The sequence below is a fragment of the Chloracidobacterium sp. genome (assembly GCA_016715795.1).
In the GTDB taxonomy this organism is placed as follows: Bacteria; Acidobacteriota; Blastocatellia; order Pyrinomonadales; family Pyrinomonadaceae; genus OLB17.
This window is the reverse complement of the sequence record JADJXP010000001.1, coordinates 549,890-573,425: the sequence shown is the minus strand read 5'-3', so window position 1 is coordinate 573,425 and position 23,536 is coordinate 549,890. Positions and strand designations below refer to the sequence as shown.

Here is a 23,536-nt window from a genome sequence, read left to right as displayed (position 1 = left end):
TCAATCCTGTCGCGTAACTCCTTCAATTTCTAGTACCACGTCCGCACCGTAGACTTTTGCCGGGGTTTGATAGCCGGGGGTGAAGTTGCCGGCGAGTATCTTTTCGGCGATGTTGAGGGCGGCGAGGGCGGTTAGGGTGTAGCCTTCGGGGCCTTGTTGGTGGGATTGGACGCGGTTGCCGTTTAGGTCTGAGGCTTCGCCCCACATTAGGGTGCGGCCCTTGGCGCGTTCCTCGTCGGTGGGGCCGCCGGGCGGGATCTGTTTTTGGAGGTAGTTATTGACGGGCTTTGACGCGAGGAGCCAGCCGAGGTAGCGGCTGAGCTTTAGCATCTTGAGCTGAGGCTTCGGGACGACGGTGAAGACCTCGATGTTTGGGATGCCGGTGGAATAGTAAGCTGTCGCTACGTCGCCCCACGGGATGGTGACGGCGGTCTTTACGACTCTTGGGCCATTAACCGCATGTGGAATGCTAACGTCGCTTGAGCCCTTACTTACGTGCGGGCTACTGACACTCGGGCTACTGACACCGTCGCCAAAGTCGATCTCGCGAGTCTTCCACGCGGCGGGGACGCTCGTGATCTTGCCGTCTTTGCGGATGGCGCCGCCCTTGCCGACATTCATCGTCATCGTCGCCTGCGTGCCGTGTGAGATGCGGCCCATGCCGTAGAATGCGAGCGACAGATGTGTCGCAGTCGGCAGACGATCTTTCAAATGCTTCGCGAGACAGTCGCTTGGAACCACGTCAAACCCAACGCCCGGCATCAGCATCACGCCCGCGTCCTCGGCCTTTTTGCCCATGGCCGCACACGCCTCGAAAACGGCAATCTCGCCGGTGATGTCGGTGTAATGTTTCTTGTTGCGAATACACGCCTCGACCATCGGCCGCGAGGTCAACGAGAACGGCCCCGCGCAGTGCAGCACCATCTCGACCTCCTGCAATGCCGCATCCAACCGGTCGGTCTCGTTAAGCGAAAACACGCGGTACTCGAGATGATGCTTCTTAGCCAACGCCTCGACCGCGATCGCATTGCGGCCGGCAAGGATCGGTTTCAAACCACGCTTGGCCGCGTAGCGAACGATCAGTTCGCCGGTGTAACCGTTTGCTCCGTAGATCAGAAAGTTCATAACTTCGGAATAAGGGATAAGTGAGAAGGGACAAGTTATAAGGTCGAACTTCGCACTTTTGCCTTATACCTTATCACTTATTCCGAAAACAAACTGGCAGCCGCAAGGTGCGATTCGGATAAACGTTTTAGGAAAGTCTTCCGCTTGATCTCCTTAGCCCCGAGGGCTTTCATATGCGGTGTCATCACCTGGCAATCGAGCCAGGTCGAGCCGCGTGCGGCTAGGTGGTCGATGAGGTGGAGCAGGGCGAGTTTTGAGGCGTTTGGCTGCTTATAGAACATCGATTCGCCGCAAAAGACGCCGCCCGCGTCGATGCCGTAGAGGCCGCCGGCGAGATCGCCGTCGACGTCCCACGCCTCGACGCTGTGGGCCATGCCTTCACGGTGCAGTTGGCCGTAAACGCGCTCGAAATCCGCAGTGATCCACGTGCCGCCCTGGCCGGGGCGATAGGCCAACGAGCATTCGCGCATCACATCGGCAAACGCCTTGTCGATAGTGAACGTAAACTCGCCCTTTCGCCTCGCTTGCAGCAAACTTCGCGGAACGTGCAGTTCCCTGAACTCCAATATCGCCCGCCGTTCGGGGCAATGCCACGGCAGCGGCAGGCCCTCGGTGTACCACGGGAAAATGCCTTTCAGGTAAGCCTCGCGAACATTCTCAGTCGTCAGCGGCGTGCCGTAAGCGACGACATCACGAGAGCTGTAGAGATACTCGCCGATCTCGACCCACTCGGCGTAATCGTGCGTGAGTGGATTCGGGAAGACCATAGGGAATTTTACCGCAGAGACACAAAGACGCAGAGATGACCAAGAACACAATAGGATTAATCTCTTTTCGCTTACTCTGTGTCTCTGCGTCTCTGCGGTTACACTTCCTATACTTCCTTCAGCTTCCACTTGCCGCGGCGGAACAGCAATGCCGCGACGACTGCCAGGACCGAAAACGCGATCGTTATCGACCAAAACACGCCGTGCGGGCCGAGGCCTGCTCGATACGACAGGTAATACGCCAGCGGTATCTCGAAGCACCAGAAAACGCCCAACGCAATATACGTCGGCGTCCAGGTGTCGCCGGCGCCGTTGAATGCCGTTTCGAGCACCATGCCGATCGCGTAGAAGAAGAAACCATATGCGATCACGCGTAATGCATCGCTCGCAAACGCCAGCACCTCAGGCTCCTGTGTAAAGATGCCTGCGATCTGCGGTGCGAATATCACAAAAGCGATACCGATCGAGGTTTGGACGACGGCGTTGTAACGGGCGGCCGTCCAGACGGCCTTTTCGGCGCGTTCGGGCTTGCCGGCACCGAGATTTTGGCCGACGAGCGTCGCGGCCGCGTTTGCCAAACCGAGCGATGGCAGCAGCGCAAAGATCACCACGCGAATGCCGATCTGATAGCCGGCAAGCGCGATCATCCCAAAGCCCGTAATCACGCGGATCAGCCCGATCCAGCTTGCGGTCTGGACAAAGAACTGAAAGATGGCCGGGCCTGAGACCCGAGCGAGTTTCCATAGCAGCGAACTGTCAAACGTCCAGTGCTCGCCTCGTATCGTTACTCGCCGATTGCCAAAGAACAGCGTGTACGCGGCTACGGCCGCACCGACGCCGCGGCCGATGACCGTGCCGACAGCGGCACCCGTGACGCCCATCTCCGGAAAGATCCAGACGCCAAAGATAAAACACGGCGCAAGGACCATATTCAGAATGTTTGCCATCCACAGCACGCGCATCGCCACGGCTGCGTCGCCGGCGCCGCGAAAGATCGCGTTGAGCAGAAACAGCATCATCACGACGACGTTGCCGCCGAGCATGATTCGGGTAAAATTGACGCCCTCGGCAATGGTCGGCTCGTCTGCTCCCATTGCCGCCAGAATGTCCGGCGCGAAGATCGCACCGATCGCCCCGAGCACTATCGATGCCGCCACGCCGAGATAGATCGAATGCGCGGCGGCACGTGCCGCACCGTCGGGATCCTTTTCGCCGATTCGACGCGCAACGGTCGCCGTCGCTCCGATGCTTATGCCGATCGCGACCGAATAGATGAGATACATCATCGATTCGGTAATGCCGACGACCGCGACCGCATTCGCACCCAGATGCGAGACGAAAAATATGTCAACCACTGCAAACAGGCTCTCGGCAAACATCTCGATGATCATCGGCACCGCCAGAATGACGATCGCCGCACCGAGACTGCCTTGAGTAAAATCACGCGTCGAGCCCCACAGAGCTTCTCTGAGGATCGAGCGAATTGAATTGTCAGCCGCCAGCGTCGGCGGCGTTTCGATAGACATGTCGTTTCACCTTAATAGTAATAGAGCGACACACAAAAATGTGTCCAGAGACGCCCCGTTTCGTAAAGGCGCACTTCGACGAATCAGAGCATGAATTGCGGTGGATTAATTAGCGGAGGGCAAGCTTCATAGTTTGACGAAAGTAACACAGGCCGGCCGACAGATGCAATCGACGACGACGGCTTTTTTCTGGCGAGGCCGTTGCTTTCTCGCTGCGCCAGCAACTAAAATGGGGCATCTGTTCCTCCCCGCATAAGATGTTGGTTCAAGAGACAAGATCGTCCGCCTGTCGAAGGCTGAGTGCCGCATTATTTGCGGCGGTCAGCTTGCTTTTCGTCCGGGCCGCCGTCGGCCAGGCCCCGGCCGAGCTCAACATGCTGGTGGTCGGCGATTCGCATATTGCGGGGCAGGGCCTCAAGCCCGAGCACAAATCCTACACCCTCGTAAAAGAATGGCTTGAGAATGATTCCTCCGGATCACCTCGCAAGGTCAACCTCAAGGTCAAGGCCCACGGCGGCGCGCGTCTCAATCTGCACGCCGACGAACTCGCTGCCATGCAGAAGGCCGGCGATGACATCACTATCTACCGCTATCCCGAGGCAAACATCTCGCAGCCGAGCATTCGGATGCAGATCGATGATGCGCGGCGCGAATACGCGAGCGGCGACGATGTTGACCTCGTCATGATGTCAGGCTGCATCACGGATGTGCTGGTCGGGAATATCATCAATCCGTTCGTATCGGAAAAGCGCCTCGGCCGGGACATCAAGCAGTATTGCGGCGAGGCATTGCAGGGAATTCTAGAACACATTGCGGCCACCTTTCCACGAGCCCGCATCGTCGTCGTCGGCTATTTCCCGGTCGCCTCGCGCAAGGCAAAACTCAAGAAGATACCGCCGTATTTCCTTAGGATCGTGAGCTATCCGCGCTCGCTGCAGGGCATCTTTACAAATGTTGTCACGCGACAGATTTTCAGGCCGTTAAGGCGCAAGCTCGCCAAGCGATCAGCGCTTTGGATGCGTGAGTACGAGCGCGAGGCACGCGGCGCCATCGATCGGGCCAATGCACGTTTTGACAAGCCTCGAGTGCTCTTTGTCCCGTCACCGATAACCGCAGACCGGAGCTACGGAACGAAGGATTCTCTGCTCTGGGAAGTCGGTATGGACCAGCGGCCGAATGACGAGACCTATGAGGAACGGCTCGTCGGCTGTGCCCGCGTATTCTCTGAACTGAAATTTCAGCACTACGGACGCTTTTCCCTGCGAATGTGTGAACTATCGTCCGCCGCCCACCCGAATGTCGAGGGCTCGCGTGCCTTTGCCGAGGCGATAGAGGATAAGCTAAAGTCTATCTACTGACGCAATGAATGATCCGCCCCAAGCGACCTCGCCGGGGCCGACAGCATTTGGCTGGCGGCATGCCGTGATCGCTGCCATCGTCTTTGGCTCGTTGGCGACGCTGCTTATCATCTGGCCGCCGTTTGGCCAGTATCAGGAGTATCACAATTTCGCCGACAAGCGGCCGCTCATCGGCATTCCTAACTTCGGCGATGTGGCGTCAAATCTCGGCTTTCTGCTCGTCGGCATCGCCGGCCTTATCACGCTCTTCAAAAGACACGCGGGCCCGATGCAGGCCGCCTGGATCGTTATGTTCTCAGGCATCGCCTCGGTCGGCGTCGCCTCCGCCTATTATCACTGGGCCCCGGCCGACGCAACGCTCGTGTGGGACCGCCTGACGTTGACGGTCGGATTTATGGGTATGTTTGTCGCCTTGCTCGGCGAATACATCAGCCCTCGGCTCCGCGTGCTGCTGGTTCCCGCAATTGTTATCGGGGCCGGCAGCGTATTCTATTGGGACCAATTCCAGGACCTGCGTTTCTACTATTGGGTCCAGATGATGCCTCTTTTGGTAGTGCCTGTGCTGCTGCTGCTATTCCGGCCGATGTATTCGCACGGATGGCTGATCTTCGCCGGTGCCATCTGGTATGGCCTGGCCAAGCTCGCAGAGCTGTGGGACAGTGTGATATTTAATGCCGTTGGCGGCGTCATCAGCGGCCATACGATCAAGCACCTGCTGGCAGCCATCGGCTGCCTGTCGATCCTAATGGCCCTTCGGCTCAGAAAAACAGCTAATGGCTAACAGCTATAAGCTAATAGCTACTTTTTGATGCTTCACCTCGACCGCCGCAATTTCCTTAAGGCATTTGCCGCATCGCTCGCCGCCATTCCGGCTCGAAATGTGCTGGCTGCCGACGGCGAACCTTATCACCTGCTTGTTGTCGGCGATTCGCTCATCTGGGGCCAGGGCCTCGTGGAGGAGGACAAGATCTACAGCCTTACGGCCGAATGGCTGCGGCGCGATGCCTTTGGTTCGCCGCGCGACGTCAAGCTCAAGGTGAAGGCCCATTCCGGAGCGACGGTCCGTTTTGATGCCAAGGAGGCCGAGAAATACCGTCGCGCCGGCAAGGACGAGAACCACTATTACAAAGGCGAGGTCAATGTCTCGACGCCGAGCATGTTCAAGCAGGTTGAGACCGCATCGGCCGAATATCGCGAGGCGGGCCGAGCGCGCGGCGCCGATATGGTTATCCTCTCCGCAGGGATCACCGATATCTCGGTCGAGGGCGTGCTCGACCCTTTCGGCGACAACAAGAAGCTGCCGCCGCTCATCGAGGAAGTTTGCCGAAAGCGTGTCGGTGAACTGCTCGAACACATCTCGGCAAATAATCCCGACGCCTTGATCGTCCTCGTCGGCTACTTTCCGATGATCAGCCCGCGTTCGTCAAAAGGAAAGGTCTTTAACGGCTGGCTCGAAACGCTAAATGCTCCGGGAGCTCTCCAGTCGCTTGCAAACAACGGCCTGATGCGGCCGCTGCTCTTCAACCGGCTCTTCAAGAAGGCCGTAACGCGCTCGCGGCTGTGGATGACGGGATCCGACCGCAGTCTTCGCCTTGCGGTCGATGACCTCAACGCAAAAGCCGGCCGCACGCAGGGTGTCTTCGTCGCTTCGCCGCTCACCGAGGAGCATTCGGTCGAGGCTCCGGACACAAAGCTGTTCCGAATGCGTGCCGACGGCACCGTGACCGATCCGCTCTTTCTCGAGCGCAAGGCCGATTGCAAGGTCGCATTTGACGAGCTAAAACGCTCGACGGGCCTCGATTACTCATCACGGCGGTGCTCGGTCGCGGCCGTCGGCCATCCCGACCGGGCCGGTTCGCGCCTCTACGCCGATGCCGTTATCATGGCCATTCGCACCGCTCTGACTGAGCGGCGGTAAGCCTGTTTTGGGTTCCCCGTCGGCGGAGGAGCTTGACCGTTGCTCGGCCTCATCCGCTTCCTCATAGCCTTCCTGGCCGGGAAGCGGGACGAGCGACTTATAGAGTCTGTGGACCGTCGATTTTGACTTCCCGACCTCTTCGGCAACATCGCGAATCGAACGGCCTTTCTCCTTTATTTCCCTGTATATTCTGACGGTCAACTCGTCTTCGGCCTCAAGCCGGATATCGGTCATTAATGTGCGTTCGTTCTCGTATTGAATAAATTCAAAGCCGAGAAATGCTCTCTCGTCCTTGATCAACGCAAACGTCGGCAGATGCGCCGAATTAAAGATGATGTCCGTCGAACGGGAGCGCAAGTGCTTCAGATAGCGTTCGTCCGCAGCCTCGCCGCTCTGGCCCAGAGCAAAAATGCTGTCCGCAATATTTGCCGCCAGCCGGAGCCCGCCCAGACAGTTCAATGTGAGTGCACGCGGCCTGTCGGCGCGAGCTACGTCCGCAATGACAAGCACCGAAACGTCACAGTCCGATATGAGTCGCCTCAGCCGACGCATCACGGGCGACAGTTCGGTCGATCCGTAATACGAACGCTTCAAAGCGGTCAGGCTGTCTAGGATGACCACGTCGATATCGTGCTTTCGCACCTCCCGTTCGATGCCGCTGCACAGCGATCTTGCCGTTTCTTCGGCGTTCGCCTCGGCCATCGCCTCATACGGATCGAACGATATCCATTTGACGTCTTCCGAAAATGCATAATGTTCGCCCAATTTGCCGTCCGTCCTGCCATCATCGCTGTAACGCATCTGCACCTGCTTTCGCGACATCTCGAGATCGACATAGAGCACTCGTCGCGGCCCCGCGGTTCGCTCCAGCGGTCCGAGCTGCCATGATCGCGCAAGCGACTCGGCGATCTGCGTCGCCAGTACGCTCTTGCCGACGCCTACCTCGCCAAACAGCAATGCCATCTCGCCCTCGAGCCACAACTCGCCAAACAACGACATTGGCTCGTCATCGCCTAATGCGGAACCGATCAGCTCGTTCATCGAACACGACTGGGCCGCCTGATGTGTTCTCTGCTCATCAAGCATTTATGTTTGACATTTTATGCACAGGTTGCAATAATAGTCAAGTGTTTTATACAGGCAACAATCAAAAATCTTTGCGGGACAGTGGGACACTCCGCAAATATGCCAGCAAATGCTGTATGTGCAACAGTTACGGTGATTTTCCACTGTCCCAAACTGTCCCGTCGTGGGACACTGGTGTTGAGAACGATGGTTTGTTGCATCATATAATGGAGAGCGGTCAGAATAAGACGGTCGTGGAGGAATGATGGGATACTTCTTGAGACTCACAACATCGATAGCATTTTCAGCTGCCGCGCTGTTTTTGATGGCGGCGCCGACATCAGCCCAACAGAGTTCGACGGTGGCGGTTCTGCTGGTCGGTGACGGTGAAGGCAATACTGTTCGCATCGCTCCGGCGGTAGCCATTAAGTCGGACGGCGTGTTTTTGGTGCCGTTAGACTCGGTAACGGACGCGAAAGAACTTCAGCTTCGCCTGCAAAATGGTGAGATATTTGATGACGTCTATCTGGTTAATCTGGACGGCCGACGAAATGTTGCCGCGATCAAGATCAAGGGCGCAGAGGTCACTGTAAAGGACAGCGCTGGTTCTGACGGCCTCAAACCTGGCGACAAACTGACCGTCGTTACCCATAGTCCAGGCAAGCTCTGGGCTGAGACGGCGGCCTCGGTGACCGGTCTCAAGATGGCTACTGAGGTTCCGGGGGCCGGCGAGGGTTTCCGCGTATTGCAGTTTCAGGCCGAACTTCCGGGGGACATTGACGGTGGGGTGGTCTTTGATACGTCCGGCCAGCCGTTGGCACTGATGACCAAACTGCTTGCCGCCCCAACTGATTCGAGTTTCGGGGTGCCGATTGCGGCGATCAAGGGACTTGGCGACGGTACGGCGCATCGGACCTATGGGAACGGACGAAATTTGACGCTGCCGGCGTCAAGCGAAGATCTTAAACTGGCCCGGAATCCAAGCAAGGATCCTAAAGACCTTCTTTTAACTTCAAAAAAGGTCGCGGTTCGCAGTGATACGAGTCTCTTTACAGCCGCTCAACTCGTTACCGAGTTAAAACAGCGCAAAGAGATCAACGACCTTGGATGGGTATTCCTTGAGAATGCATGGGATCAGAAGAACCGGCCCGATCTGATTATCGACCTTGACCATCAAATACTGACCTTTAATTTCACCTTTACGATCACGCACCGTAGGACCTCGATCGTTATTGCATCCGGAAAGGCGATTATTGCCGATGGAGCGTTTGGCTCAAAGAAAATGGGCGATCAAATCGTTAAGAACCTGACAGCGTTGACGGGTGCAAAGAAGGCCACAAAATGAAGATCGCGGTGGCAATGAGCGGCGGAGTCGATAGTTCGGCTGCTGCTGCTTTGTTAAAGGACGAGGGACACGAGCTGGTCGGATTTACGATGCAGCTATGGAACCAGCGTCGCGGCGTGTCGGTCGATGAGAACGGCGATCCGCTGCCGAGCCGGTGCTGCTCGCTCGACGATGTTTACGATGCTCGTCGCGTGGCCGAATCACTCGGGTTTCCGTTCTACGTCCTCAACCTCGAAAAGGACTTTGAGCGCGACGTGGTCGAGCCGTTCGTTCAGAGCTACCTGTCGGGCGAGACGCCGATACCATGCGTCGCGTGCAATTCGCGGCTCAAGTTTGCGTCCTTGGACAAAATGGCCGTCTCGCTCGGGTGTGACAAGGTTGCGACCGGCCATTACGCCCGCGTCATTTATGACCAGTCCGCAAACCTCTACCGCCTGCTCCGCTCGACAAACCACTGGAAGGACCAGAGCTATTTTCTCTGGGAACTCAAGCAGGAACAGCTCTCGCGAGCCTATTTTCCGCTTGGCGAGATGCAAAAAGAAGAGGTCCGCGACATCGCCCGCGGGGCAAAGCTTTACACGGCCGAGAAGCAGGAATCGCAGGAGATCTGCTTCGTGCCCGACGGCAAATACAGCGAGTTCATCGACCGCTACCTCGCCCACGATGGCCGCGATGGCGAGTTACCTGATGGCGGCGACATCGTCACGGCCGCCGGCGAAGTTGTCGGCAAACACACCGGCATCCACCGCTACACCATCGGCCAGCGTCGCGGCCTCGGCATCGCTGCGGAAAGGCCGCTCTATGTCACACAGATCGAGCGAGCACGGAATCAGATAATCGTTGGCGAGGAAGACGAACTCGACGCGATCGAGTTCATCGCGAGAGGTGTCAACTGGATCGCTTTCGACGAGCCGGCGGAATCTGTCCGTGCTCTGGTCAAGATACGCTACCGTCACGACCCCGCACCGGCAACGATCACCGCGTTGCCGGACGCCCACGCCCGCATCGTCTTTGACGAGCCGCAGCGTGCAATAACGCCCGGCCAGGCAACGATCTTCTACGATATCGAGACCGGCGATGAGGTTGTTGGCGGCGGCTGGATTATGCGAGACTGAGGATATTATGGCAGCTTCGAATCTAACGATCTTGAATGAACGCCTCTCACAACGTCCCGAACCGCTCCGTGAGGACCTTGCCGGTTACATCGTCGAGCATTTGGATGAAATAGAACTCGACATGAACGTATCTGACGATGGTGACCTAAGGACCGAACTGCTGCGCAGGGAAGCGGCCGCGATCTTGGATCCGCGAGAAGGTAACCCGTGGGCCGATGTAAAAGAACGAGTTCTCTCGTCAAGATCCAGATGAGATACGATCTCATCATTCGGCCTGAAGCTGAGGCAGATATTCTGGAGGCGTATAATTGGTATGAAGATGAAGAGGTAGCGTTGGGACACGAATTCCTCCTTGTGGTTGAAGAGGCGTTGGGTGATATTGCGAAGCGACCACTGTCGTATCAAGTAGTGCTTGGAAAAACCAGACACGTTGTCCTGAGGCGATTTCCATACTCCATATTCTTCATGATCTTTGACAACCTGATCACGGTTACAGCGTGTGTCCACCACAAGCGCCATCCGCGGGTTTGGGTATCTCGTACCTCAGATGAAGAAGGCTGACTTGCGCAAACTCTGTCTTGACAGACGGTCATCGCTTTCGGCCTCCGAAGTCGTGACGGCAAGCCGACGCATCGCCGATCGCTTTTCGAGACGGTGGAGCTGCCACCGGGCGGTGTTGTTCACACATTTATCAGAATGGCCAAGTTCAACGAGATCGACACCTCGATGATCTACTATCGACTGTGGCGTGACCGGCCTGATATCGCTACCGCAGCTCCGCGGACCGACCTGAAGACGGGCGATTTCGAGAATGTTGCGTTTGAGGCGTCGTCGGACTGGCAAGAGAACGCATTTGGCATTCGTGAACCGGCGGGCAGTGAGATCGTAGCGCCGCAGGATATCGACGTTGTGATCGTGCCGCTGCTTTGCTTTGACCGCGCAGGCCACCGCGTCGGCTATGGCAAGGGAATGTATGACCGTTTCCTGGCAAAATGCCGGCCTGATTGCGTCAAGGCCGGCGTGAGCTTATTTCCGCCCGTCGATACGATCGACGACATAACATCGTCAGACGTCGCCCTCGATATGTGCATTACGCCCGATATGGCCTATCGCTTCTGAGTACTGATCTTTGACAACCTGTCAGGCCTTGGCCTTTTAGGATATCGCGTATCTCGCCGAGCAGTGCTTCCTGCGGCGGCGGCTCACTCTGGGCGGCCAGGCGTTTGAAGTAGTCCATTGCGAGCTTGGCGATGATGAACATCGTAAGGCCGACTATTAGAAACGTGATGATGTCGCTGATAAGCTGGCCGTATCGCAGGACGGGCAGCCCGGCCTTCGCGACCGCTTCGAGATCGACCTGGCCATCCTTCAGCGGCAGCGGCGTTGAGCTCAGATTGATGAATTTGCTCTTGAAATCGAGTCCGCCGGTCACCATTCCGACCACGGGCATTACAATGCCCTCGGTAAACGTCGTCACGATCTTGCCAAACGCGCTCCGATGATGACGCCGATAGCCAGGTCGAGCACATTGCCGCGTGCGATGAACGCTTTGAATTCATTCCACATGATTCCCTTCTCCTTAATAGTTGGTATGAAAAAAGGCGGGACGCGAGCCCGCCTCAGTAGTCAAACAAGATACCTATCGACTATACCTTAGCCGCATCGGCCGACTCATCCTCATCGTCGTCCTCGTCGGTGAGATAGGCGGCTTCGTCGTCGTCCTCTTCCTCGTCAACGAGGTCGATCTGGGTCGATTGCGGTTCCTCATACTGGGCGGCAGCCGAGACGGCCTCTTCTTCCTGGCTCTCGCGGGCCTTGAGCATCGAGCAGCTTCCCTCGAGGATCGCTCCTTCTTCGACGATCAGCCGAGGGCTCTGGATGTTGCCCATCACGCGGGCCGTGCGGCCGAGCTGGAGTTTTTCGCTGGCGATGATGTCGCCGTTGACCGCACCATTGATCATTCTGCGGCAACGGTAATATTCGCATCGACCTGGCCGTTGGTCCCGATGATAAGTGTTCCTGATTCGGAGGCGACGGTGCCGATCAGATGCCCGTCAACACGAAGCATCGCGTGGAACTCGGTCTCGCCGGTCAGCGTGGTGCCGTGGCCGACAAAGCCGGACAGCCGGCCCTCTTTGATATCGCGGGCCATCGAATCGCTTTCTGAGATGGCTCGGCCGGCGGGCTCGCTGGCGTAGTTGTATGGATTTGGCTGTGTTTGCGGCTGCTCGGGTGCACCGTCGTCCTTGTTTCCGCGTCCCATTCTGATCATAGTGTGTTACCTCGCTGATGAAATTTCGCCGAAAAGCCTCGCGCGGCTTGGGAACTTACCGGAAAAACCGCCTCGCCGGCGTCACTTGCCGCGGACGACGAGCCCAAACGTGCCTTATCTTCTCTAACAAATAGATAATAGGTCAGTTTTTGCAGGCGTGTCTAGTAGATTTTGATGTTGTAAATGGCGGCCCGAAATGGCAAAATTCATAGTTTTCGGCGCCGAAGAGGTAGATTTTGAAGGCTGAGACCAAAACCAAGACGAAACTGCTCAAAAAGATGGGCCGCGATTGAGGATTTCTCGATGATCGCAGAGGGCGACCGCGTGATGGTGTGCCTGTCGGGCGGCAAGGACAGCTACCAGCGCTCGACCTCTTGCTTGATGTCCAGCAGCGGGCACCGGTAAACTTTGAGATACTTGCGGTTAACCTCGATCAGAAGCGGCCCGACTTTCCCGGAGAACGTCTTGCCCGATTACCTTGCATCGCGAAAGTGCCCTATCGCATCGTCGAGGAAGACACCTTTTCCATCGTCAAACAGCACATTCCTGAGGGCCAAACGTATTGCTCGCTCTGCTCGCGATTACGCCGCGGCATTCTCTACACGACCGCCGTCGAAGAGGGCTGCACAAAGATCGCTCTCGGCCATCATGCTGACGACATTATCGCGACGTTCCTGATGAATCTCTTCTACGTTGGCCAGCTAAAGGCAATGCCGCCAATACTTAGGAGCGACGACGGCCGCAACACGCTCATCCGCCCGCTTGCGTATTGCCAGGAAAGCGAGATCGCACGTTACGCCGAGGAACAGCAGTTTCCGATCATCCCCTGCAACCTCTGCGGCTCGCAGCCCAACCTAAAACGCGCCCGCGTCAAACGCCTCGTCACCGAGCTCGAGAAAGAAACGCCCCACATCCGCCAGATCATGATGACCGCCCTCACACAGGTCACGGCGTCACATCTGCTCGACAATAAGTTGTATGATTTCAACAACTTCGAGCCCATGATCAAAGCCATTCCCCCCGGCCACGGCTCGGTGATGAGCGAACTCGACGACCTGTTCGATCACAGCGAACAAGAATACAGAAGCCAGAATCCAGAATTCAGAAGGACTTTGGAAGTAGTAGCCAGTAGTCAGTAGCAAGAAGGTTCTGTATCGACACAACCCCCCAAAAGTGCGGACATTCTCGCCTTCTGTATCGACAAAACCTGCCACTGTATCGACACTTTCGCGACCCTGTAACGCCCGTCTGATTCCTCAAATGACCACACGCCTACCCCCGTCTGACCACACCCACTGATCGTGCCGGTGACCACCGCCTTGATCGTGCCATTGAACGCCCGATCATAACGAGGTCGACACCGTCCGCCGTGACGCATGGTGCGAGGTGGAGGTCGGTTTCGTTGTATAATGACCGGCATCGACGAAATGGAAAACGCACAGGTCAGGAGCAAGCAGCGTGTGGCCGATCACGGTGAGGTGTTTACGCCCGCGTGGATGGTCGAGGCGATGCTTGATCTTGTTAAGGACGAGACCGAGCGGATCGACTCGCGGTTTCTGGAACCGGCGTGTGGAAGCGGGAACTTTCTTGTTGAGATCCTGAAACGGAAGCTCGCGGCGGTTGAACTCAAGTATGGCCAGTCAGAATTTGAGCGGCGGCACTATGCGTTGCTGGGGCTGATGTGCATTTACGGCATCGAGCTATTGCCGGACAATATTGAGGAGTGTCGCGAGAATTTGCTCGAGATATTTGCTGAATATCTGAACATAGACGAGCACGACGATCTCTGTCGGGCTGCATTCTATGTGCTTTCGCAAAACCTTGTTCACGGCGACGCGATGAAAATGCTAACTGACAACGGCCAGCCACTCACATTTGCGGAATGGGGTTATCTCGGTAAGGGAAAGTTTCAGCGGCGTGATTTTCACCTCGCCAGCCTGACACAATCTGCGGCCTTCAGTGCCGAGGGTTCACTTTGGGCCAACGTTGAAAAGCACGAGATCTTCACGCCGACGAAAACGTATCCGCCGATGACGGTGAGGGAGTTGGCATCTGAATCTGCGGTTTAAATTGCCACTAGCTTTAGGTAGTGGATAAAAGGCAGTGAAAAATTGACAGGGCTTTAGCCCAATTCAGAACTTCGGCTAAAGCCGAAATTATTGTTGATCTTCTACCCACTAGCTAAAGCTAGTGGCAATTTATAGAAAGCCTATGACCACTCAAGCAGGTTTCAGTTTGCGGGGGCGCAATCCGGATGTGTTGACGTGCATTGCGAACCTGTCCAACGACGAGGTGTTTACGCCGCCGGAGTTGGCTAACCGGATGCTGGACACGCTTGAGCAGGCGTGGGCGGCGGACAACGGCGGGGCGGACCTGTGGGCACAAGCTAACGTACGGTTCCTCGACCCGTGTACAAAATCGGGCGTTTTCCTCCGCGAGATAACCAGCCGCCTCGTCAAAGGATTGGAGAAAGAGATACCCGACCTTCAGACGCGCGTAGATCACATCCTAAAAAATCAGGTCTTCGGCATCGCCATCACCCACCTCACAAGTTTGCTCGCCCGCCGAAGCGTGTATTGCTCGAAACATGCCAACAGCAAGCACTCAATCGCGAAAGGGCTTGAGAACGAAGGCGGACACATTTGGTTTCAGCGGCAAGAGCACAAGTGGACTAATGGCAGGTGCAGTTTCTGCGGGGCAAACCAGACCACCTACGACCGAGGTGCGGAATTCGAGACGCACGCCTACGCTTTCATTCATACGCAGGACATCAAAGCTCGCACCGTCGAGCTGTTTGGAGACAATATGCAATTCGACGTAATTATCGGAAATCCACCTTATCAACTTGGATCCGATGGCGGCACCCGCGACGTTCCGATCTACCAACATTTTGTCGAACAAGCAAAGAAGCTTGAGCCCCGATTTTTGACGATGGTAATTCCATCGCGATGGATGGCTTCTGGCCTTGGACTCAACGAGTTCCGCCAGACCATGTTGAGGGACCGTCGAATTCGCGAACTCGTGGACTACCCCGCCGCAGGTGAGGTGTTTCCTTCTGTCGAACTCAAAGCTGGAGTGTGCTTCTTTTTATGGGATGCGGCTTATGACGGCGATTGCAAGGTAACCACGATCCGAGGCGGTGAGGTTGTTGGACCTGTAGAGCGTAATTTGGGCGAGTACGATGTATTTGTTCGGGATTCGCGTGCTATGGCAATTCTGCGGAAAGTGAGGAAGCACAACGAACCTTCAATCAATTCAATCCTCGCTCGTGACAAAGAGTTCGGTTGGACATCAAACTTCGATGGTTTTCATGCTGCGAAGCGGGATGGCGATTTGCCTCTGTATTACATACGCACGATGAAGCGCAACGTGGGCTACATAGCGCGCGAGGCGGTAACCAAAAGCACCCATCTCATTGACACTTGGAAGGTTCTTGTTCCGGAAGCCTTCAACGGTGGCGACATGTTACCGCATCAAATACTTGGTAAACCGCTAATCGCTCCATCTCCGTCAGTCTGCACTCAGTCGTTCCTCTTTTTTTCGGTTAACTCAGAGAAGGAGGCCCAGAGTATCCAGTCGTACTATCTTACACGTTTTTTCCGCTTCCTTGTCTCACTTAGAAAAATCACGCAGCATGCGACACACTCCACATACACTTGGGTCCCGTCGCAGACTTGGGACCGCACTTGGATGGACGACGAGCTGTATAAGAAATACAAAATCACGAAAGAAGAGAGCGCGTTCATCGAAAGTATGGTTCGCCCAATGCAGTCCGATTTGTTTGATTAACGGGTAAGGCGTCAAACGACATAATGAGCAAGACCATCGAGGAAATTCTCGCCCCCAAACCCCGAGGTTCGACCACGGATCTATGCCTATTCGATCGCGGACGAGGCGCCGACCAATTGCGGAATGGGATTTCGGACCGAACCGTCGGGTTGTCGACAGTTTGTCGACGACTGAGAAGAGTTTGAATGAAGGATAAGGGCGAAATAATTATTTATACCGCGGCGTCGGGCGACACAACGCTTGAGGTGCGGCTCGAGGACGAGTCCGTTTGGCTGACCATCGATCAGATGGCTGAGCTTTTTCAGAAAAGCCGCTCAACCATTAATGAGCACATCCTGAACATTTACGAGGAAAATGAGCTGGAAGAAGCATCCTCAATGAGAAAAATCGGAATTTCCGATTTTTCTACCAAACCAACTAATTTTTACAACCTTGATGTAATTATCTCGGTCGGCTATCGCGTAAAAAGCCTTCAAGGTACGCGGTTTCGCCAATGGGCGACGCTTCGGCTACGCGAATACGTTGTAAAGGGCTTCGCTCTGAACGATGAAAGACTAAAGGAATCGGGTGGCGGAGCGTATTTCGATGAACTGCTGACGCGCATTCGCGATATACGCTCGTCGGAAAAGGTCTTTTGGCGAAAGGTGCTCGATATCTTTTCGACCAGCGTGGACTACGACCCGAAGTCAGACGTCGCGATCCTCTTTTTTCAAACTGTCCAGAACAAAATGCACTGGGCAGCCCACGGTAATACCGCAGCCGAGATCATCTACAAACGCATCAGCGCGAAGAAGCCAAATCTCGGACTTACCAATTTCAAAGGAAAAAAGCCAACAAAGCAGGAAACCGAAATCGCCAAGAATTATCTAACTGAAGCCGAACTGAACATCCTGAACCGGATCGTCACTGCTTATCTCGAGTTCGCCGAGCTTCAGGCCTTGAACCGCAAGGTGATGTATATGAAAGACTGGTCGGAGCGGCTCGACGATTTTCTGCGTATGGCCGGGAATGACATACTTGATCATCCGGGAACAGTTAGCCACGAAAAAGCTATACAAAAAGCCGCCGTGGAGTATCAGAAATTTAAGGACCTGCACAAAAACGACCTGAGCGAGGGTGAAAAGGATTTCATAGAACATCTCGAAACAGTCGAAAAACGCCTCCTGGTCAAGAAGACAAAAAAACGTTCTACGCCGAACAATGAGTAAGACCATCGAAGAGATCCTTGCCCCCAAACCCGAGATCCGACCGCGGATATATGCCTATTCGATCGCGGACGAGGCCCACACGGGTCTGCTCAAGGTCGGCCAGACGACCCGTGACGTGAAGCAGCGGATCGCGGAGCAGCTTAAGACCGCGGCGATCAAGAATTACAAGATCGAGCTGGACGAATCGGCGGAGCGCGACGACGGGACGGTCATCACGGACCACGAGGTCCGGGCGGCGCTGGTCCGGAAGAAATTCGAGAACCACGAGTTGGAGTGGATGCGATGCACCCTCGCCGATGTGAAGACCGTGCTCACTGAACTGCGCACGAGTCAGAAGTTCACCGGCACGCATCACGAAACCTTCCCGATGCGGGCCGAACAGATGGATGCGGTAAACAAGACGCACGCCTATTTTCACTCGATCTGGAAAGAGGACATGCACGCCGTCCCGCGTTTTCTGTGGAACGCGAAGATGCGTTTCGGGAAGACATTCACGGCCTATCAGCTTGCAAAAAAGATCGGAGCAAAGCGAGTTCTGGTCGTGACCTTCAAACCTGCGGTCGAGGATGCGTGGCGGACCGATCTGGAATCGCATGTGGATTTTGACGGGTGGCAGTATCAGTCGAAATCCTCCGGCAGCGACCCAACCAAGATCAAGGCGTCAAAGCCTGTGGTCTATTTCGGCTCTTTTCAGGACCTGCTTGGCCGTGACCTGTTCGGAAATATTAAGGCAAACAACGAGTGGCTCCATGCCGTGAACTGGGACCTTGTGGTGTTTGACGAGTACCACTTTGGTGCGTGGCGTGAAACGGCAAAGGAACTCTTCGAGGGCGAGGAAGAGGCGGTCGCCAAAAAGGAGGCCAAGCTCGAATACGGCAGCGGGCTGGAAGATGTCAACGAAGACCTAGGCGAGCTATCAGAGAAAGAAGCCGAGTTTCTGCCGATCACGACCAAAGCATATCTCTATCTTTCCGGCACGCCGTTTCGCGCGTTATCTACGGGCGAGTTTATCGAGGAGCAGATATTCAATTGGACGTACACAGACGAACAGCGGGCCAAAGAAGAATTTGCTACCGGGCATCCCGACAAGAGAAACTCATACGGTGCGCTCCCGCAGATGCGCTTACTGACATATCAGATGCCCGACGAGCTTTTGGCTATCGCAAGTGCGGGCGAATTCGACGAGTTTGATCTGAATGCTTTTTTCGAGGCGTCCGGTCTGGGTGATCTTGCTGAGTTCAAACATAAGAGCGACGTTCAGAAGTGGCTCGATATAATCCGAGGCGGTTACGCACCGAAGGATATCGAGTACTTAAAGACAGGCACTCGTCCGCCGTTTCCGTATTCGGATGTGCGACTGCTGCCGTACTTGCAGCACTCGTTTTGGTTCCTTCCGAGCGTTGCGGCTTGCCATGCGATGGCGAACCTGCTGCACGAAAAGCACAACACTTTCTGGCGGGACTATGACGTGATCGTTGCGGCTGGAGCCGCCGCAGGCATCGGGCTGGACGCTTTGCCGCCAGTTCGAAGGGCTATCGGCAGCGGATTTGATTCAAAGACCATCACGCTTTCCTGCGGAAAGCTGACCACCGGAGTAACCGTCTCGCAGTGGTCATCGATCCTGATGCTCCGCAATCTCAAATCGCCTGAGACGTATTTCCAATCTGCGTTTCGTGTTCAATCGCCATGGTCGATAAAGAACCCGAACGGCGACGATCCGAACGAGGAAGAAATACTCAAGCCTATCTGTTTTGTGTTTGATTTCGCTCCGACTCGTGCCCTGCGTCAATTGTCGGACTACGCCATCGGGCTCTCGCCCAACGAACCGACCCCGGAGAACGCGGTCAAGGAGTTGATCTCGTTCCTGCCGGTGCTCGCCTACGACGGCGCCAACATGACGCAGATCGATGCGGGTGGAATTCTCGACATAGCAATGGCCCGGAACGTCGGCGACGCTCCTAGCCCGCAAATGGGAAAGTGCTTTGCTTGTCAACGTTGATAATGACACGCTCCGGCGCGTTTTCGACGACCCGGAAGCTATGGCCGCAGTAGAAAAGATAGAAGGCTGGCGGGCGCTCGGCGACAACATCATCGAAACGATCATCAACAAGAGCGAGAAGGTCAAGGAACTCAAGAACAAGGCCAAGGAAAAGGGCCTGTCCGAAAAGGAAAAGAAAGAGCTAACCGCCGAAGAGAAGGAATACAAATCCAAACGCAAGATGGTTCAGGAAAAGCTGATCAAATTCGCTACCCGCATTCCGGCGTTCATGTATCTGACCGATTACCGAGAAAACACGCTTCAGGACGTGATCACCAGGATCGAACCCGACCTGTTTCTCACCGTTACCGGCCTGACGGTAAAGGACTTTCAACTGCTCGTGCGTCTTCGAGTGTTCAATACCGAGCAGATGAATCAGGCCGTTTTTGCTTTCCGGCGGTACGAAGACGCGTCTCTGAGCTATACGGGAATCGAAAGCCACGAAGGACTGAGACATTACGGGCTTTACGACACGGTGGTTGCCCGAGAATAGAGTCGCGACAGGCGTTGCGGGTTCTTTCTCCAACCGCTTCCGCGTCCTGAGCCGACTGGTCGTGCTCAGGACGCGGAAGCGGTTGGAGGGTTTTGGGGTTACGGCGGCGAAGAGGAGTCCGAATTCAGAAGGCAGTAGGCGGTAGGCGGTAGAAGATATGGACAGGCTGGCGGCCTGCGGTCCGACTTGTCGCCTGTTGCTCCCGTTGCGGAAGACGCGGCGGAGCCGGGACTCCCTGGTTGAGTGGTGATGCGGCGGCGGAAAGGCGGAGCCAGAGTTCTGGCCCCAGAGAGAGCCAGTGTCGAGGGGACGCCTCAACCGCCGCTCATCGGGCGGCGGAGCCGGGAGAGATTTTGCGCAATCGGTCTGTTATAGATGCAACAGTGCAACGGATGTGCTACAATCGGGAATTGGGTCTTAGGGCTTGGGTTTTAGGTGTTAGAACGAGCCTAGGCTGAGACTCGGAACACAAAACCTACACAGGAGACGAAACTACGATGAAAGCGGATTGGGAAGTCATTAAACGCGGGGATGTGATGCCGCGTTATGCGGGGTTGTATGTGACGTTGAATCCGAAGGGCGATATTGTGATGTCGCGCTTCACTTGGGAGACTATGGGCGGGCCGAAGGCGTTTTTTATAATGTGGGACGCGCCGAATCAGAGGATCGGGCTGCTGCGGACGGTGCCGGAAAAAAAGAGACGCTTATCCGGTGCGAATTGCGAATTCGCGGACGAAATCGAGGCTGCTGCGGGGACACAGGCTGTTGAAGGAGAAGCGGATCGAATTGCCGCATACAGTGCAGTTTTGCGACGCGCGCATCGATGAAGACGACATCCTCGTGCTTGACCTGAGGACCGCGAAGGAATCGAATAGGGCGAAGAGGCATTATCGGAATCAGGGACAAGGCACACGGGACGAGGGACGAGGGTAGGAAAAAAGCGTTGTCGCCCGTCGCTCCCGTCGCGGGAAGACCGCGACGACTAGAGAGACGCAGGGGCGGTTATTTTTTGAAGCGGAGTTTGGCGAAGGCTGCGGGGACGTGGAAGTTTGGTTTGGGTGTTCTGGTGAGGCGCCAGGCGAGGTAGCCGCGTTTTGGACCTGAGCCTACGCGCTGGAAGAGATTGCCGAGCCAGACGGTGCCATTTGCAGGCCGCCGTCCGAGAGCGGCGAAGGGTATTTTTGATGGCCATTACGACGCGGCCTTTCTCGATACGGGCTGCCGAGGTCATACCGGAGCGGTATTCGAGGTCGGTCTTGCGGCCATTTGGCGTCACCTCGATGCCGAGGTCGATCCATTCGCCGGTCGGTGCGATCTCGAATTCGAAATACTTGTTGGCGTCATTCTTGTCGGGTGCGATAAAGATCTCGCACACGTCGCGGTCCCAAAGGCCGACGACCTTTTTGCTGAGATCGGGCTTCGGGCTGACGGCGAGCGGTTCGCCCTGCACGGCATCGAAGCGCACATACAACGCCGTGTCAGACCACAGCAGACGCGCTCGAACGCCCGGGAATCAGGAGCAGCCTCGCCCGACCAGTATGTCCCAACCTCGACGGGCGACGCTGTTTTCCATGAAGGGTGATCGAGACGGTCGGCCGAAAAGTCTTTTTCGATGCGTTTGATCGTGATGTCTTGGGTGAGCGGCATGGGCTTTTGGGCCGTGACAGCGTTGACCGAGATAATGACGGCCGCGGCGATAAATAGCGTTCGGTAGCTCACAAATGCAATTTACCTGAGACGCATCGCCGGCGACAACGGGTCAACCCGTGTTTAGAACGGTCCGGAATGCCATCTTGGCGAGTTTCCAGGTGCGGTCCCAGTCGATCTTGCCGTCGGGGTCGCGACCCATGACCTTGTTGACAAAGGCCTTGCGAAAGTCCTTGCCCTCGCGGCGGAGCATGAATTCCTTGGCATATGGCTTGGCCGTTTCAAAGAAGTTGAACTCAGGATCGGTGACGATGCCGATGCCCTCGAGCGTCATCAGAGCACGCATTATGTATGTAAAATCGACGGCAGCCGGAATGGATAACCGTACATCACGTCCGCAAGATCGTAGGTCAGCTCTTTGAAATTGACGTCCGTTAGCTTGAGGTTAAAGTGAAACTCGAACATACGCTCGACAACGGGTTTGATCGTCGATGGCGGTGTGCCAGGCTTGAGAAAGTCCAGATCGATAAGGTCCTGTGCAATGCCCGCCGGATCTTTGCCGACGACGTGAAAGAACGCGTCGATCATCTTCGCCTGAAGTTCCGACGTGATCCGGCCGACCATGCCAAAGTCGAAAAATGCGATGCGGCCGTCCTGCATGATGAGCAGATTGCCGGGATGCGGGTCGGCGTGAAAAAAAAGCCATCCTCGAGCAATTGCTTGAGGTAAGTCTTTATCAGCGACCGGTTTACCTTTGACGGCGAGATGTTGCGGCTCGCCTGCTCGTCGAGGTCTGTGACCTTGGTGCCGTGGATAAATTCCATTGTCAGCACCTTTTTGGTCGGCGCGTTAATGGATCGTCGGAACGTGAATGTTTGACCAGTTACGGAAATTCTCGCGAAACCGCTCGGCGTTGCGGCCCTCGGCGGCGTAGTCCATCTCTTCGTGGATGGTCACGTCAAATTCGCGAAGCATGCCGGTCCAGTCGGCGTTCTCGTTTAGCTGCGGGAAGCGTTCGGCAAACTTTGCGACCTTTTTGAGGATGACGATATCGCCGGCGATCGTCGCCTCAAGATTCGTCCTGCTGAACCTTGACGGCGACCTCCTCACCGGTGTGCAGGCGGGCCCGATAGACCTGGCCTTAGGATGCGGCGGCGACCGGCTCGATCTCGAATTCGGAGTAGGTCTCGTTGATCTTTTGCCGAGCTCGTGCTCGATGATGGCGAACGCAATATCATTCGGGAACGCCGGCACCTGATCGACCAGCGTTCCAAGCTCTTTGACAAAGGGTAGTGGCAGCAGATCGGCACGCGTGCCCATCGCCTGGCCGATCTTGATAAACGTCGGCCCGAGCTTGATGAGCTTCTCCTTGAGCCAAACGGCCTGCTTCTCCTGAATCCGCTCACGGCTTGTTTCGGAGCCAAGGAACACTCGTCGCAGCAGCTGCATGAAAGCCTGTTGGAACCAGAGCTTGATTGCATACAGCTTTTCGCCGTAAACGGCGGCACGCGTCAGGAGCATCGCCCGGCTGAGCCTTTCGCGTTTTACCTTGTTCTGGTGCTTCTGATGAACGTCAAGCTGGTCGAGGTAAAGGTAAAGCGACAGCATCGCGATAACACGCGATATTTGGAAAAAGTCGCAGATAACCTCGAATCCCGTGAGAACGGGCCTCAATGCGTGATTCGGTCGCCTGGAGTTTGCGCCCTTCGACAGAGATCTGCTCGTCGGATGTGCGTTTCGCGATGGCTAACTCACCCGTCGGCACGAGCGGCTCTTCGACGCGGTGGCCTGAGAGTTGATCTTTGACAGCGATATCGTTCATTCGTGCGCAACGCTCACAGCAACGCGAGCATATTCTTAACGCCCTGAT

23 protein-coding genes and 3 pseudogenes are annotated in these 23,536 nt (G+C 55.9%); 14 read left to right on the top strand and 12 right to left on the bottom strand.

Annotation, left to right across the window (positions count from 1 at the left end; genetic code table 11):
• The 3 genes from IPM59_02590 to IPM59_02580 all read right to left on the bottom strand — a co-directional run bounded on the left by IPM59_02590 (position 1) and on the right by IPM59_02580 (position 3,418).
• On the bottom strand, positions 1-1,125 hold the full coding sequence (locus tag IPM59_02590) for a saccharopine dehydrogenase NADP-binding domain-containing protein (GenBank protein ID MBK9214478.1): 1,125 nt from the start codon (positions 1,123-1,125) through the stop codon (positions 1-3).
• 77 nt (positions 1,126-1,202) lie between these two features.
• Positions 1,203-1,892, bottom strand: coding sequence for a leucyl/phenylalanyl-tRNA--protein transferase (locus IPM59_02585; protein MBK9214477.1), 690 nt, complete (start codon positions 1,890-1,892; stop codon positions 1,203-1,205).
• A 107-nt stretch (positions 1,893-1,999) separates the two neighbouring features.
• Positions 2,000-3,418, bottom strand: coding sequence for an MATE family efflux transporter (locus IPM59_02580; GenBank protein ID MBK9214476.1), 1,419 nt, complete (start codon positions 3,416-3,418; stop codon positions 2,000-2,002).
• Positions 3,419-3,675: 257 nt separating this feature from the next.
• On the opposite strand from IPM59_02580, the gene IPM59_02575 reads away from it, so the two are divergent.
• The 3 genes from IPM59_02575 to IPM59_02565 are packed head-to-tail and all read left to right on the top strand — an operon-like array spanning position 3,676 to position 6,694.
• The gene (locus IPM59_02575; GenBank protein ID MBK9214475.1) at positions 3,676-4,776 is read left to right on the top strand and encodes a hypothetical protein; all 1,101 of its coding nucleotides are present in this window, start codon (positions 3,676-3,678) and stop codon (positions 4,774-4,776) included.
• Between the two features lie 4 nt (positions 4,777-4,780).
• Positions 4,781-5,557: a hypothetical protein gene (locus tag IPM59_02570; GenBank protein ID MBK9214474.1), complete on the top strand. Its 777-nt coding sequence runs from the start codon at positions 4,781-4,783 to the stop codon at positions 5,555-5,557.
• A gap of 27 nt (positions 5,558-5,584) precedes the next feature.
• Complete coding sequence (locus IPM59_02565; GenBank protein ID MBK9214473.1) at positions 5,585-6,694, top strand: SGNH/GDSL hydrolase family protein; 1,110 nt, start codon at positions 5,585-5,587, stop codon at positions 6,692-6,694.
• Here the strand turns inward: IPM59_02565 and IPM59_02560 are convergent.
• Complete coding sequence (locus IPM59_02560; protein MBK9214472.1) at positions 6,584-7,735, bottom strand: AAA family ATPase; 1,152 nt, start codon at positions 7,733-7,735, stop codon at positions 6,584-6,586. The two genes, IPM59_02565 and IPM59_02560, sit on opposite strands and share 111 nt — an antisense overlap.
• A gap of 286 nt (positions 7,736-8,021) precedes the next feature.
• Here IPM59_02560 and IPM59_02555 point away from each other — a divergent pair, with 286 nt between their 5' ends.
• The 5 genes from IPM59_02555 (at position 8,022) to IPM59_02535 (ending at position 11,338) form a co-directional block, all read left to right on the top strand.
• Positions 8,022-9,104: a hypothetical protein gene (locus tag IPM59_02555; GenBank protein MBK9214471.1), complete on the top strand. Its 1,083-nt coding sequence runs from the start codon at positions 8,022-8,024 to the stop codon at positions 9,102-9,104.
• Positions 9,101-10,219: a tRNA 2-thiouridine(34) synthase MnmA gene (gene mnmA, locus IPM59_02550; protein MBK9214470.1), complete on the top strand. Its 1,119-nt coding sequence runs from the start codon at positions 9,101-9,103 to the stop codon at positions 10,217-10,219. The genes IPM59_02555 and mnmA overlap by 4 nt, the downstream gene beginning before the upstream one ends.
• 7 nt (positions 10,220-10,226) lie before the next feature.
• Positions 10,227-10,472, top strand: a complete 246-nt coding sequence (locus IPM59_02545; protein ID MBK9214469.1) for a hypothetical protein — start codon at positions 10,227-10,229, stop codon at positions 10,470-10,472.
• Positions 10,469-10,780: a type II toxin-antitoxin system RelE/ParE family toxin gene (locus tag IPM59_02540; protein MBK9214468.1), complete on the top strand. Its 312-nt coding sequence runs from the start codon at positions 10,469-10,471 to the stop codon at positions 10,778-10,780. Before IPM59_02545 ends, IPM59_02540 begins: the two co-directional genes overlap by 4 nt.
• A 135-nt stretch (positions 10,781-10,915) precedes the next feature.
• On the top strand, positions 10,916-11,338 hold the full coding sequence (locus IPM59_02535; GenBank protein ID MBK9214467.1) for a 5-formyltetrahydrofolate cyclo-ligase: 423 nt from the start codon (positions 10,916-10,918) through the stop codon (positions 11,336-11,338).
• Here the strand turns inward: IPM59_02535 and mscL are convergent.
• The 3 genes and pseudogenes from mscL to IPM59_02520 all read right to left on the bottom strand — a co-directional run bounded on the left by mscL (position 11,310) and on the right by IPM59_02520 (position 12,491).
• Positions 11,310-11,785: pseudogene (gene mscL, locus IPM59_02530) on the bottom strand (large conductance mechanosensitive channel protein MscL). The gene IPM59_02535 and the pseudogene mscL sit on opposite strands and share 29 nt — an antisense overlap.
• Positions 11,786-11,865: 80 nt before the next feature.
• The gene (locus tag IPM59_02525; protein MBK9214466.1) at positions 11,866-12,180 is read right to left on the bottom strand and encodes a polymer-forming cytoskeletal protein; all 315 of its coding nucleotides are present in this window, start codon (positions 12,178-12,180) and stop codon (positions 11,866-11,868) included.
• Positions 12,177-12,491, bottom strand: a complete 315-nt coding sequence (locus tag IPM59_02520) for a polymer-forming cytoskeletal protein (protein ID MBK9214465.1) — start codon at positions 12,489-12,491, stop codon at positions 12,177-12,179. The genes IPM59_02525 and IPM59_02520 overlap by 4 nt, the downstream gene beginning before the upstream one ends.
• A gap of 303 nt (positions 12,492-12,794) precedes the next feature.
• Between IPM59_02520 and ttcA the strand changes: the two are divergent.
• The 6 genes and pseudogenes from ttcA to IPM59_02490 all read left to right on the top strand — a co-directional run bounded on the left by ttcA (position 12,795) and on the right by IPM59_02490 (position 20,846).
• Positions 12,795-13,630, top strand: a pseudogene (gene ttcA / locus IPM59_02515) (tRNA 2-thiocytidine(32) synthetase TtcA).
• Positions 13,631-13,918: 288 nt separating this feature from the next.
• Positions 13,919-14,560 (top strand): N-6 DNA methylase, encoded by a 642-nt coding sequence (locus tag IPM59_02510; GenBank protein MBK9214464.1) that lies wholly within the window; start codon positions 13,919-13,921, stop codon positions 14,558-14,560.
• A gap of 142 nt (positions 14,561-14,702) precedes the next feature.
• Positions 14,703-16,280: an Eco57I restriction-modification methylase domain-containing protein gene (locus tag IPM59_02505; GenBank protein MBK9214463.1), complete on the top strand. Its 1,578-nt coding sequence runs from the start codon at positions 14,703-14,705 to the stop codon at positions 16,278-16,280.
• Positions 16,281-16,465: 185 nt separating this feature from the next.
• Positions 16,466-17,488 carry a virulence RhuM family protein gene (locus tag IPM59_02500; protein ID MBK9214462.1) on the top strand — a complete coding sequence of 341 codons (1,023 nt, stop codon included), beginning with the start codon at positions 16,466-16,468 and terminating at the stop codon, positions 17,486-17,488.
• Positions 17,481-20,019 (top strand): annotated as a pseudogene (locus tag IPM59_02495) (restriction endonuclease). The gene IPM59_02500 and the pseudogene IPM59_02495 overlap by 8 nt, the downstream one beginning before the upstream one ends.
• A 497-nt stretch (positions 20,020-20,516) precedes the next feature.
• A complete protein-coding gene (locus tag IPM59_02490; GenBank protein ID MBK9214461.1) occupies positions 20,517-20,846 on the top strand; it encodes a hypothetical protein in 330 nt (109 codons plus the stop codon).
• Between the two features lie 155 nt (positions 20,847-21,001).
• Here IPM59_02490 and IPM59_02485 read toward each other — a convergent pair whose 3' ends face one another.
• The 5 genes from IPM59_02485 to IPM59_02465 all read right to left on the bottom strand — a co-directional run bounded on the left by IPM59_02485 (position 21,002) and on the right by IPM59_02465 (position 23,488).
• Positions 21,002-21,490 carry a hypothetical protein gene (locus IPM59_02485; protein ID MBK9214460.1) on the bottom strand — a complete coding sequence of 163 codons (489 nt, stop codon included), beginning with the start codon at positions 21,488-21,490 and terminating at the stop codon, positions 21,002-21,004.
• A 288-nt stretch (positions 21,491-21,778) separates the two neighbouring features.
• Positions 21,779-22,012, bottom strand: a complete 234-nt coding sequence (locus IPM59_02480) for a hypothetical protein (GenBank protein ID MBK9214459.1) — start codon at positions 22,010-22,012, stop codon at positions 21,779-21,781.
• Complete coding sequence (locus tag IPM59_02475; GenBank protein ID MBK9214458.1) at positions 22,012-22,485, bottom strand: AarF/ABC1/UbiB kinase family protein; 474 nt, start codon at positions 22,483-22,485, stop codon at positions 22,012-22,014. The genes IPM59_02480 and IPM59_02475 overlap by 1 nt, the downstream gene beginning before the upstream one ends.
• Positions 22,486-22,735: 250 nt before the next feature.
• Positions 22,736-22,786: a hypothetical protein gene (locus IPM59_02470; protein MBK9214457.1), complete on the bottom strand. Its 51-nt coding sequence runs from the start codon at positions 22,784-22,786 to the stop codon at positions 22,736-22,738.
• 453 nt (positions 22,787-23,239) lie between these two features.
• Positions 23,240-23,488 (bottom strand): hypothetical protein, encoded by a 249-nt coding sequence (locus IPM59_02465; GenBank protein ID MBK9214456.1) that lies wholly within the window; start codon positions 23,486-23,488, stop codon positions 23,240-23,242.
• Positions 23,489-23,536 lie beyond the last annotated feature (48 nt).